We start from the raw sequence: 11320 nt of genomic DNA, 5'->3' as shown, positions 1-11320 counted from the left end.
CGCTTTTGCTCTCGTGGGCTCGGACATTCCTATACCCGCCCGCCCCCCCCCCGCGCGGGGCCCCCCCCCCGCGTCTCCGCGCCCGCGCCCCGACCGTCGGCACCGCCCCGCCGGGCAGCGCCCGCGCCGCCGGTGGTCGCCCGGGCCGGGAGTCGTCCCGTACGCCTCACTCGTCCGTCACCTCCCCCTCGTACACCGCGCCGGCCGTCGCCTCGACGCCCGGGAAGCCGCCCAGGCCGGGGAAGAGGATCGGGGTGTCGACGGTGACGGTCGCGGTGACCATGCCGTCCGCCGGGCCGGTGCAGCTCACCGCGCCGGACCAGGCGCCGTCCAGGTGCCGGGTCCCCGCCTCTTCGTAGGGGCCGTCCACCGCGCAGACCCGCGCCGCCTCGTCCGCCGCGTTGCCCGCCAGGGTGTAGGTGTAGCCGACGAGGACCACCTGCCACAGCAGCGCGAGGGTCAGCAGGATCAGGGGCACCATGCCGGCGAACTCCACCGCCACCTGGCCCCTGTCTCCGCTTCCCCGCAGCCGGCGCATGGTTCAGCGGCCTCCGCCGCGGCGGCGCAGGCCGAGGGAGCCGCGGTCGCCGGCGCGGGCGAGCTGCTTGCCGGGGGCGGCGGGTGCGCCGGCCGGGGGGCCGGTGAGGCCCAGTTCGGCGGCGAGGGACCACAGGGCCTGCTTGACGGTGGAGCGGGCGTCGAGTTCGTGGAGGCGGCCGGCGTCGACGACGGCCTGGAGTTCCTTGTAGGCGGCGGGGACGGTGACGCCGGCGATGCGGGTGCCGGTGATCTTCTGGACCAGGGGTGGCTGGATCTCGCTGGTGCGGGAGTGGCGGTTGACGAGGGCGAGGGTGTGCTCGGCCTTGCGGACCTGGAGCCGTTCCCACATCCGTACGGTCCGCTTGGCGGCGCGGACGGCGATGACGTCGGGGGTGGTGACGAGGAGGGCGGTGTCGGCCATCTCGACGGCGGCGGCGTTGGCGCTGTCGAGGCGGGAGCCGCAGTCGACGACGACGACCTCGTGCCGGCCGCGCAGGGCGCTGACGATCTGGCGGACGGCGCGGTCGGTGACCTCCTCGCCGCGTTCGCCCTCGCCGGGGGCGAGGAGGAGGGAGAGGCCGGTCTCGTGGACGTAGACGGCGTCCTGGAGGACGCGGGGCGAGATGTCGGTGATGGCGGCGAGGTCGGCGGCGGAGCGGCGGAACTGGACGTCGAGGTAGGAGGCGAGGTCGCCGCTCTGGAGGTCGAGGTCGACGAGGGCGACGGTGCGGCCGGCGGCGCGGGCGGCGAGGGCGAGCTGGACGGCGGTGAGGGTGGTGCCGACGCCGCCCTTGGCGCCGCTGACGGTGACGACGGTGCCGCCGGGTCCCGCGAGGAGTTCGGCGGCGCCGCCGCCGAGGTGGCGGCGGAAGCCGGCGGACCACTGGGCGGCGGCCTGGACGCGGCCGGCCAGCTCCTCGTAGCCGAGCGGGAGGGAGACGAGGCCGCGGGCGCCGGAGTCCATGGCGGCGGAGAGCAGGCCGGGTCCGGTGTCGGCGGTGATGAGGACGACGCCGACGGCGGGGAAGCGGAGGGCGACCTCGCGGACGAGGTCGAGGGCGGGGACGGGGCCGATCCGCTCGTGGACGAGGACGACCTCGGGGAGCGCGTCGAGGGATTCGGCGGCGAGCCTGGCGAGGGTGTCGACGAGCTGGGTGGAGTCGGGGACGGGCGGGGCCGGTTCGGCGTCGGGGAGCTGGCCGAGGAGGGTGGCGACGGCCCGGGCGGCGTCGGGGTCGCCGACGGCCGGCAGGATCCTGGTGGGCATGGCCGGGCCTCACTTGTCCTTGTCGAGCGTGTAGGTGCGGTCGCCGGGGGCGGGCTTGGCGGGGGCGCCGTCGGCGGAGGGGGCGACGAGGGCGAGGCGTACGTGCTCCGCGAAGGATTCGGCGTAGGCGACGCGCTGGGTGTCCTGGCCGGAGAGGGCGAAGGTGATGGGGACGGCTTCGGTGGCGGTGCGGGAACCGGACTTGGGCTTGCCGAAGGGCGTGAGGGTGCCGACGTCGATGACGCGGGCGGCGGCGACGAGGAGGCGGGACTGGCTGGGTTCGCCCTTCTTGTCGCCGGCGAAGGTGGCGTAGATGTTGACGGTGGCGCCGGGGGTGATCTTGCCGGCGACGCCGGTGGCGGCGTCGATCATGATGGCGATCTCCTGCTCGCCCGGCCGGAGGGCGGGGCGGGGGACGATCATGTCCTTCTGGAGGAGCGAGCCGGCCTTGAGGCGGGTGACGGCGGTCTTGCCCTCGATCTGGGCGAGGTCGGTGACGGCGGTCTCGGAGAGCCAGCGCTCGGGCATGGAGATCTTCTCGAAGTCGCCCGCGCTCAGCCGCTTGTAGGGCTCGACGTCCTTCTTGACCCGGTACGCGGTGGTCTCCGGCCCGACCTTGGCGTTCACGTCGCTGATGACCGCGAGGACGCCGGCGAAGGCGCCGAGGGCGCAGAGGACGGAGAGCAGCAGCAGGATGACGCCGCGGCGCTGGCGGGAGTTCATCGGGTTTCCTCGTTCATCGGGTCACCGGCCCGCCTGGGCCGGGGCGGTGGTGCCGCCCGCCAGGGGGGCGGCGCAGAAGCCGCAGCGGTCGCCGATGAGGTCCATGCCGCACCAGTGGCAGGTCTCGCGGCGTACCGAGGCGACGAGTCGGTGGAGGACGGGCAGGTCGGGGAGGTAGGCGGCGAACTCGGTGAGCTTGGCGGTGCCCCACCAGGCGGGCGAGGAGGCGGGGAGGGCGGTCTCCTCGACGGGGCCGGCGACGGCCCAGCGGGGGGCGAGGGCGGTGGTGGGCCATTCGGTGGCGAGCTGGCCGCGGGCGATCATCAGCCGGGTGGTGAACTCGGGTCCGGTGAAGCCGGATTCGTCGGCGCCGACGCGGACGATCCGGGGGGTGGGACCGGCGAGGACGGCGAAGTGGGCGCCGGGGAGCCAGCCCTTGAGGTGGGAGCCGAGGGTGACGGGGACGCGGTCGAGGCGGGAGACGGAGCCGAGGACGGCGCCCGCGTAGATGTAGTGGGCGAGCAGCCGGGCGGCGGAGGCGAGGACTCCGGGGCTGATGTCGCAGGCGGAGAGCTGGCGGAGCTGGCGGACCAGGACGGCGGCGCCGAGCGGCGGCAGGTCGGTCCTGACCAGGGCGATCCGGTCGCTCTCCAGGAGGCCGCGGACGGTGTGGAGGCGGTGGGCGACGGCGGGTGGCGCGGAGGTGGGGCAGACGACGAGGACGTGGCCGAAGCGGTCGACGAGGCGGCGGAGTTCGGTGACGGAGTCGTCGAGGGTGCGGGCCGCGGGGTCGGCGAGCACGGCGGCGTTGGGGGTCGCGGGGTCGGTGGGCGGCAGCACGAGATCGGCGCCGGTGACCGCGATCGCTGTCGGCACGTCAGCCCCCGTCCTTCCCGGCCCGCCCGGCCGTTCGGCCGTACGCGTCCCCTCCGGCCCGCACCGGCCTTCCCGTCCCCTCGGTACGGCTGTTCTGCACCTTATCCACGCGGACCGGGGTGGTGAACACACAATCCGTCAACTCCCACCCCCTTTCGCGTCACCGGATTCCGAGGCTCCGCCCGCCACCGGTCTTTGCCAGAGGTCTTGACAACGCAATTGGTCTGGACCAACTTGGTGCGACGACGGCGGTGGCCACCTCCCGAACCCCCTGACCTGACCGCAGTTCCCCGTACGACGACGTACGGCACCTCCAGCTCCCGACTCCCCCACCGGAGGATGCACGTGGACCGCACCACCACCCGCCCGGCCGCGCGCCGCTGGCTCGGCGGAGCCCTCGCGCTCGCCGTCGGATCCGGCCTCGCCCTCGTCGGCGGCGCCGGCACCGCCCTCGCCGCCGACGTCAACAACGCCCGGAACGCGGGCTTCGAGAACGGCCTGGCCAACTGGGCCTGCTCGGCCGGCAGCGGCACCGCCGTCGCCACCCCGGCCCACAGCGGCGCCGGCGCGCTGAAGGCCCTCCCCGCCGGTCTCGACAACGCCAAGTGCGCGCAGACCGTGACCGTGAAGCCCAACTCCACCTACACGCTGAGCGCCTGGGTCCAGGGCGGTTACGCCTACCTCGGCGCGAGCGGCACCGGGACCGGCACCGGCACCGTCTCCACCTGGACGCCCGACTCCCCGTCCTGGAAGCAGCTCACCACCACCTTCACCACCGGCGCCTCGACCACCTCGGTCGAGATCTACACCCACGGGTGGTACGGCACCGCCGCCTACCACGTGGACGACGTCAGCGTGTACGGCCCCGACGGCGGCGGCGGCCAGGACCCCGACCCGGTGGTCCCCGGCACGCCCGCCGGGCTCGCCGCCGGCACGCCCACCACCAGCGCGGTCCCGCTGAGCTGGGGCGCGGTCTCCGGCGCGACGGGCTACAAGGTGTACCGGGACGGCGCGCTCGCCGCGACCGTCGGCGGCACCTCCACCACGGTCACCGGCCTCACCGCCGACACCGCGTACTCCTTCCAGGTCGCGGCCACCAACGCGGCGGGCGAGTCCGCCAAGTCGGCGGCCGTGAGCGCCCGCACGGCCAAGAGCGGCGGTGGCGGCGGCGACAACCCGGCCGTCCCGAAGCACGCGGTCACCGGCTACTGGCAGAACTTCGACAACGGCGCCGCCAAGCAGAAGATCCGCGACGTCCAGGCCGCGTACGACATCATCGCCGTCTCCTTCGCGGACTCGACGACCACGCCCGGCCAGATCACCTTCAACCTCGACCCGGCCGTCGGCTACACCTCGGTCGCCGACTTCAAGGCCGACATCGCGGCCAAGAAGGCGGCCGGCAAGTCGGTGATCATCTCGGTCGGCGGCGAGAAGGGCAACGTCACGATCAACAGTGACGCCAGCGCCGCCGCCTTCGCGAACAGCGCCTACGCCCTCTTCCAGGAGTACGGCTTCAACGGGATCGACATCGACCTCGAGCACGGCATCAACTCCACCTACCTGACCAAGGCGCTGCGCCAGCTGTCCGCCCTGGCGGGCCCGAAGATGGTCCTGACGATGGCCCCCCAGACCATCGACATGCAGTCCACGGGCAGCGAGTACTTCAAGACCGCGCTCGCCGTGAAGGACATCCTCACGGTGGTCAACACCCAGTACTACAACAGCGGTTCGATGCTCGGCTGCGACGGCAAGGTCTACAGCCAGGGCTCGGTGGACTTCCTCACCGCGCTCGCCTGCATCCAGATCCAGGGCGGCCTCGACCCGTCCCAGGTCGGCCTGGGCGTCCCCGCCTCCACCCGGGGCGCGGGCAGCGGCTACGTCGCCCCGTCGGTCGTGAACAGCGCGATCGACTGCCTCACCAAGCTGACCGGCTGCGGCACCTTCAAGCCCGCCCAGGCCTGGCCGACCCTCCGGGGCGCCATGACCTGGTCGACCAACTGGGACGCGACGGCCGGCAACGCCTGGTCGAACGCGGTCGGCCCGCACGTCCACGGCCTGCCGTAACCCCCGCACACCCCCATCGCGGCGCCGCCGGTCCTCCGGCGGCGCCGTGCCGCGTTTCCGGGGGTTCCGTCGCCTAGCGTGACAACGACCATGGCCGAACCTGCTCTCTTGACCCGTCCATGACATGGCCCTCACCATGTGCCCCGGACACCCGCACCTGTTGTCGCACTCCCCCACACTCCCCACCCAGGAGACACCATGCGACGTCCCCGAAGCGGCAGAAGGTCCGCCACCCTCGCGGCCCTCGTGGCGCTCGCCCTCGCGGCGCCCCTCTCCGCCCTCTCCTCTCCCGCCGGAGCCGATCCGGCGACCGCCGCCAGAGGCGGCGAGGAGGTGATCCGGCAGTACGAGATCGCCGGGCCCTCCACCTCCGCCGCCCGCTCCGCGCTCACCGCCACCGGCGTCTCGATCGACGAGGTCGACGCCCGCTCGGTCGTGGTCAGCGCCGACGAGCGGGAGCTGGGCCGGCTCAAGGCCCTCGGCTACGCGCCGGTCGCCCTCCCCGCCCCGCCCGACCGGGGCGAGGCCGCCCGATCGGCCCTCGGCCCGCTCGACTTCCCGTCCGCCGACGCGAAGTACCACAACCACGCCGAGATGACGGCGGAGATCGACCAACGGCTCGCCGCGTACCCGTCGATCATGAGCAAGCGGGTCATCGGCAAGAGCTACCAGGGCCGCGACATCGTCGCCATCAAGATCAGCGACAACGTGGCCGCGGACGAGAACGAGCCGGAGGTCCTCTTCACCCACCACCAGCACGCCCGCGAGCACCTCACCGTCGAGATGGCGCTCTACCTGCTGCGCGAGCTGGGCGCGGGGTACGGCTCCGACGCCCGCGTCACGAAGATGGTGAACGACCGCGAGATCTGGATCGTGCCGGACCTCAACCCGGACGGCGGCGAGTACGACATCGCCTCCGGCTCCTACCGCAGCTGGCGCAAGAACCGGCAGCCCAACTCCGGCTCGTCGTACGTCGGCACCGACATGAACCGGAACTGGGACTACAAGTGGGGCTGCTGCGGCGGCTCCTCCGGCACCAAGAGCTCGGAGACCTACCGGGGCGCCGCCCCCGAGTCGGCCCCCGAGGTGAAGGTCGTCGCCGACTTCGTCCGCTCGCGGGTGGTCGGCGGCAAGCAGCAGATCACCGCGGCCATCGACTTCCACACCTACAGCGAGCTGGTCCTCTGGCCCTTCGGCTGGACGACGGCGAACACCACCACCGGCATGACGCAGGACGACCGCGACGCCTTCGCGACCGTCGGCGGCAAGATGGCCGCGAGCAACGGCTACACGCCCGAGCAGTCCAGCGACCTCTACATCACGGACGGCTCGATCGACGACTACCTGTGGGGCGTGCACAGGATCTTCGGGTACACCTTCGAGATGTACCCGGCCTCGTCCGGCGGGGGCGGCTTCTACCCGCCCGACGAGGTGATCGAGCGCGAGACGAGCCGCAACCGCGACGCCGTCCTCCAGCTCCTGGAGAACGCGGACTGCATGTACCGCTCGATCGGCAAGCAGACGCAGTACTGCGCGGCCTGACCCGGCCGACCGGCCCGACCGCGCGGATCGGGCCGACCACGCGGACCGGCCCGACCGTGCGGGCCGGTCCGACCGCGCGGGCCGGTCCGACCGCGCGGGCCGGCCTGACGGTGCCTCAGGCGGTCTCGTCGAAGTAGGCGTCCAGCACCGCGTCGAGTTCCGACTCCCACGCGGTGACGCGCCCCCTGTCCGGCGCGATGATCTCGATCGGGTACCAGCGCCGGTCAGGGGTGTGCACGGTGACGGTGAACCGCTTGCCGAAACGCCCCTTCTCGCTCTCGACGGCGGCGAGCTCGTCCCAGCGGAACTCGCACGCCTCCTCGTCGTAGCTCAGCCGCACGCCCTCGGCGTCGGCGACGATCCGGCCCCGCCGGTCGGCGGCCTCGAAGACCGGCCCGTCGGCGGGCTCCTCACCGGGCTCCGCCGCAGGCGCGGGCCGCTCGTCGTCGGCCGTCCCGGGCGCGTCCTCGACGACGGGGGCCGGCTCTCCGGCGGGCTCCTCCGGCTCCGCCGGCGCGGCTCCCGTGATGCCCGGGACGAACGACGGGTCGGCCGAAGCGGCCCGCAGGGGCTCGATTATGGGTCCGTTGCTCTGCTCCACGGCGGCAGTATGGCCGACGCGGCTGTGAAGGGACCCTCCGGGGTCCCGCGCTCCCCTCCGGGACCCTCCGGGACCCCGCGGGACTCAGCCGAGGACGGCCAGCGCGTCGATCTCGACGAGGAGGCCCGCGGGCAGGCCGACGTAGACGGTGGTGCGCGCGGCCGGCGGGGCCTTGAGCTCCTGCTCCTCGAAGTACTGGTTGTAGATCGCGTTCATCTCGGCGAAGTGGTCCACGTCCGTCAGGTAGACGCGCATCATCATCACGTCGTCCCAGCTCGCGCCGCCCTCCTCCAGGATCGCCTTGACGTTGGCGAAGGTCTGGAGGGTCTGCTCACGCAGGGTGGGACCGGCCGGCGTCGGCGGCCGCCCCTCGGCGGCGGGGAGGAAGCCGACCTGCCCGGCGACCTGGAGGATGTTCCCCTTGCGCACGCCGTGCGAGAACTTCGCGGGCGGGGCGGTGTGGGTGGCGGGGGTGATCGCGGTCTTCTCACTCATCGACGCTTGCCTCTGTTTCCTTCGGTGGGGTGGTGCCGGAGTAGTCGTGGCTGATCGCCTCCGCCGTGCGGCGCACCAGCGGCAGCAGCGCGAGCAGTTCCTCCGCCGTGACGACCACGTTGGGCGCGGAGACGGACATCGCGGCGACGACCCGCCCGTCGGCGCCGCGGATCGGGGCGGCGACGCAGTTGATGGACTCCTCGTGGCCGCCGAGGTCGGTGGCCCAGCCCTGCTCGCGCACGGTGGCCAGCTCGTGGAGGAACGCGGCGGCGTCGGGGGTCGAGCGGGGCGTGTAGCGGGGGTAGTCGAGCCGGGCGGCGAGGGCGCGGCGTTCGGGCTCGGACAGGTCGGCGAGGAGGAGCTTGGCGACGGCGGCGACGGTGATCGCGACGGGCTTGCCGATCCGCGAGTACATGCGGACGGGGTAGCGGCTCTCCACCTTGTCGATGTAGAGCACCTCGCCGTCCTCGTGGACGGCGAGGTGGACGGTGTGGCCGGTGCGTTCGTTGAGGGCGGCGAGGTGGGGGTGGGCGATCTCGCGCACGTCGAGGTTCTCGACGGCCTCCTGGGCGAGGGCGAAGAGCCGGGCGCCGAGGCGGTAGCGCTGGTCCCCCTGCCGGTAGACGAGCCCGTGCTCGTGCAGCGTCCGCAGCAGCCGCAGCGCGGTGGACTTGTGCACCCCGAGCCGGTCGGCGACCTGTCCGAGGTCGGCGGGCCCCTGCGCGAGCAGCGGCAGGATGCTGAGCGCGCGGTCGACGGTCTGGCTCATCGGGTACGTACCTCCTCGTCGGCCTCCGTGTCGGCGGACGTCCACCCGGGGCCGAGGTGCAGTCTCCCCCAGGCCCCGTCGTCGAGTCCGGCGAGCCGGTCGGCGTGGGCGCGGCGGGGCGGCACGGCGAGGTCCCCGGGGACGGTGAGCGCGGCGGCGGCCACGAGGTGGCCGTGCCGCAGCCGGGCCTCCATGGGCAGCCCGCGCAGCAGCGCGGAGAGGAACCCGGCGGCGAAGCCGTCGCCGGCGCCGACCGAGGCGACGACGTCGACGCGGGGCGCGGGGCCGGCGGTGACGGTGTCGGGGCCTCCGCCGGGCGCGCGTTCGTAGGCGATCGCGGGGCCCGCTCCGCCCTTCACGACCAGCACGGCGGGCCGGGGCAGGAGGGCGCGGACGGCGTCGGCGTCGGGGGTGCCCCAGAGGTGTTCGGCCTCGTCGGCGCCGACGAGGACGAGGTCGGCGCGGGCGGCGAGGTCGAGGAGCACCTCGGCGGCCCCGCCGCCGGGCCAGAGCGCCGGCCGGTGGTTGACGTCGAAGGAGACGAGCGGGCGGCCGGGGCGCGGCTCGGTCAGCTCGTACAGCAGCGCCCGGCAGTCCTCGGAGAGCGCGGCGGTGATGCCGGTGAGGTGGAGGATCGCCGCGTCGGCGACGGTGTCGTACGGGAGCGTCGCCGGGGACATGGCGGAGGCGGCGGAGCCGGCCCGGTAGTAGACGACCTCGTGCGCGTCGGTGGACCGGTCCGCGTCGGTGCGGAAGTAGACGCCGGTGGGCCGGTGCGGGTCGCGTCGGACGGCTCCGGTGTCGACTCCGTACGCTGCGATGGTGTCGAGCAGGTGGTCGCCGAAGCCGTCGGCGCCGACCCGGCCGATCCAGCGGACGCGGTGCCCGGCGGCGGCGAGGGCGCAGGCGACGTTGGACTCGGCGCCGCCGACGGCGCGGGTGAAGGCGGGGACGTCGGCGAGTCGGCCCGGCCGGGAGGGCAGGAAGGTCACCATGGACTCGCCGACGCAGACGACCTCGGGGGGCGGTCCGGCCACTGTCACGCTCCTGCTGGTCCTCGGGCCTGCGTGCCGTGTCCATTGACCCGGCCTCGGCCCGGATGTTAGACAGCGGTGAGCGATATACGCAATGGGCGTTGCGTACAGTGCAACGCCGGAGGAGGATCCATGCCGGACGAGCTGGCGAACGAGCGCGTCGACCACCGCTTCAAGGGCCTGCCGCCGGACGCCGAGGGCCTGACCGTCGGCGAGCTGGCCGCCCAGCGCCGCTCCCTCTTCACCGGCGGCTTCACCACCCCGGTCCTCGCCCTCTCCGCCGAGTCCGTCGAGCACAACCTCCGCGCCCTGGAGGAGTACGCCGAGCGCCACGGCCTCGCCTTCGCCCCGCACGGCAAGACCTCGATGGCGCCGGTCCTCTTCCACCGCCAGATCGAGCACGGCGCCTGGGGCATCACCGCCGCCGTCCCCCACCAGGTCCGGGTCTGCCGCGCCCACGGCGTCGACCGGGTCTTCCTCGCCAACGAGGTCGTCGACCCGGCGGCGCTGCGCTGGCTCTCCGCCGAGCTGGACGCCCACCCGGACTTCCGCCTGGTCTGCTACGTCGACTCGGTGCGCGGGGTCGAGCTGATGGACGGGGCGCTGCGCGCGGCCGGGGCCCGGCGCCCGCTGGACGTGGTGGTGGAGCTGGGCGCCGGCGACGGGGCCCGCACCGGCGCCCGCACGGAGGCGGAGTGCGCGGCCGTCGCCGACGCCGTCGCCGCCACGACGACCCTCCGGCTCGTCGGCGTCGCCGGCTACGAGGCCGAGGTCCCGGGCGCCGACGGGGAGTCGGTGCGCGCCTGGCTGCGCCGGCTCACCGGCCTCGCCGTCGCCTTCGACAAGGACGGCCGCTTCGACCCGTCCGCCGGCGAGATCGTGGTGAGCGCGGGCGGCAGCGCGTGGTTCGACGCGGTCGCCGACGTCTTCGCGGAGATCCCCGGTCTCTCCCTCCCGGTCCTGAAGCTGCTGCGCTCCGGCGCGTACGTCTCGCACGACGACGGCCAGTACCGCGAGAAGACCCCCTTCAACCGGGTCCCCGAGGAGGGCGTCCTCCAGCCCGCGTTCCGCCTCTGGTCGCAGGTGGTGTCCCGCCCGTCCGCCGGGCAGGCGTTCACCAACGCGGGCAAGCGGGACGCCGCGTACGACCTCCACCTGCCGGAGGCGCAGGTGGTGCGCTCCGCCCGGACCGGCGAGGTCCGCCCGGCCGACGGGGTCGCCGTCACCGCCCTCTCCGACCAGCACGCCTGGCTGCGCACCGAGGACGGCGCGGACGTGGAGGTCGGCGACTGGGTCGGGATGGGCCTGTCCCACCCGTGCACCTCCTTCGACAAGTGGCAGCTGATCCCGCTGGTCGAGGCGGACGGCACGGTCGTCGACTACGTCCGCACCTTCTTCTGACCGGGGGC

At 73.9% G+C, this 11320-nt stretch carries 11 protein-coding genes; 3 read left to right on the top strand and 8 right to left on the bottom strand.

What is annotated here, in order from left to right; genetic code table 11:
• Positions 1–166: 166 nt before the first annotated feature.
• The 4 genes from ACFQ8C_RS09925 to ACFQ8C_RS09910 are packed head-to-tail and all read right to left on the bottom strand — an operon-like array spanning position 167 to position 3406.
• Positions 167–538, bottom strand: coding sequence for a TadE/TadG family type IV pilus assembly protein (locus ACFQ8C_RS09925; RefSeq protein ID WP_383454203.1), 372 nt, complete (start codon positions 536–538; stop codon positions 167–169).
• 3 nt (positions 539–541) lie between these two features.
• Positions 542–1807 carry a CpaE family protein gene (locus ACFQ8C_RS09920; RefSeq protein WP_383454201.1) on the bottom strand — a complete coding sequence of 422 codons (1266 nt, stop codon included), beginning with the start codon at positions 1805–1807 and terminating at the stop codon, positions 542–544.
• Between the two features lie 9 nt (positions 1808–1816).
• Positions 1817–2530, bottom strand: a complete 714-nt coding sequence (gene cpaB, locus ACFQ8C_RS09915; protein WP_383454198.1) for a Flp pilus assembly protein CpaB — start codon at positions 2528–2530, stop codon at positions 1817–1819.
• A 21-nt stretch (positions 2531–2551) separates the two neighbouring features.
• Positions 2552–3406 (bottom strand): hypothetical protein, encoded by an 855-nt coding sequence (locus ACFQ8C_RS09910; protein ID WP_383454196.1) that lies wholly within the window; start codon positions 3404–3406, stop codon positions 2552–2554.
• Positions 3407–3745: 339 nt separating this feature from the next.
• Between ACFQ8C_RS09910 and ACFQ8C_RS09905 the strand changes: the two genes are divergently transcribed.
• Positions 3746–5470, top strand: a complete 1725-nt coding sequence (locus ACFQ8C_RS09905) for a chitinase (RefSeq protein ID WP_383454193.1) — start codon at positions 3746–3748, stop codon at positions 5468–5470.
• Between the two features lie 198 nt (positions 5471–5668).
• Complete coding sequence (locus ACFQ8C_RS09900) at positions 5669–7012, top strand: M14 family metallopeptidase (protein ID WP_383454192.1); 1344 nt, start codon at positions 5669–5671, stop codon at positions 7010–7012.
• A gap of 115 nt (positions 7013–7127) precedes the next feature.
• On the opposite strand, the gene ACFQ8C_RS09895 is transcribed toward ACFQ8C_RS09900, so the two are convergent.
• From ACFQ8C_RS09895 to ACFQ8C_RS09880, 4 genes are all read right to left on the bottom strand, one after another.
• Positions 7128–7613: a hypothetical protein gene (locus tag ACFQ8C_RS09895; RefSeq protein WP_383454190.1), complete on the bottom strand. Its 486-nt coding sequence runs from the start codon at positions 7611–7613 to the stop codon at positions 7128–7130.
• A gap of 84 nt (positions 7614–7697) precedes the next feature.
• Complete coding sequence (locus ACFQ8C_RS09890) at positions 7698–8108, bottom strand: RidA family protein (RefSeq protein ID WP_383454187.1); 411 nt, start codon at positions 8106–8108, stop codon at positions 7698–7700.
• The gene (locus tag ACFQ8C_RS09885; RefSeq protein WP_383454184.1) at positions 8101–8877 is read right to left on the bottom strand and encodes an IclR family transcriptional regulator; all 777 of its coding nucleotides are present in this window, start codon (positions 8875–8877) and stop codon (positions 8101–8103) included. The genes ACFQ8C_RS09890 and ACFQ8C_RS09885 overlap by 8 nt, the downstream gene beginning before the upstream one ends.
• The gene (locus tag ACFQ8C_RS09880) at positions 8874–9872 is read right to left on the bottom strand and encodes a sugar kinase (RefSeq protein ID WP_383454282.1); all 999 of its coding nucleotides are present in this window, start codon (positions 9870–9872) and stop codon (positions 8874–8876) included. Before ACFQ8C_RS09880 ends, ACFQ8C_RS09885 begins: the two co-directional genes overlap by 4 nt.
• 171 nt (positions 9873–10043) lie before the next feature.
• Here ACFQ8C_RS09880 and ACFQ8C_RS09875 point away from each other — a divergent pair, with 171 nt between their 5' ends.
• Positions 10044–11312: an alanine racemase gene (locus ACFQ8C_RS09875; protein WP_383454182.1), complete on the top strand. Its 1269-nt coding sequence runs from the start codon at positions 10044–10046 to the stop codon at positions 11310–11312.
• The last annotated feature ends 8 nt before the right edge of the window (positions 11313–11320 follow it).

Origin of the sequence: Streptomyces sp. NPDC056503, from assembly GCF_042794995.1 — a bacterium.
Taxonomy (GTDB): domain Bacteria; phylum Actinomycetota; class Actinomycetes; order Streptomycetales; family Streptomycetaceae; genus Streptomyces.
The sequence above is the reverse complement of the archived record's forward strand: the minus strand, read 5'-3'. Positions and strand labels throughout refer to the sequence as shown.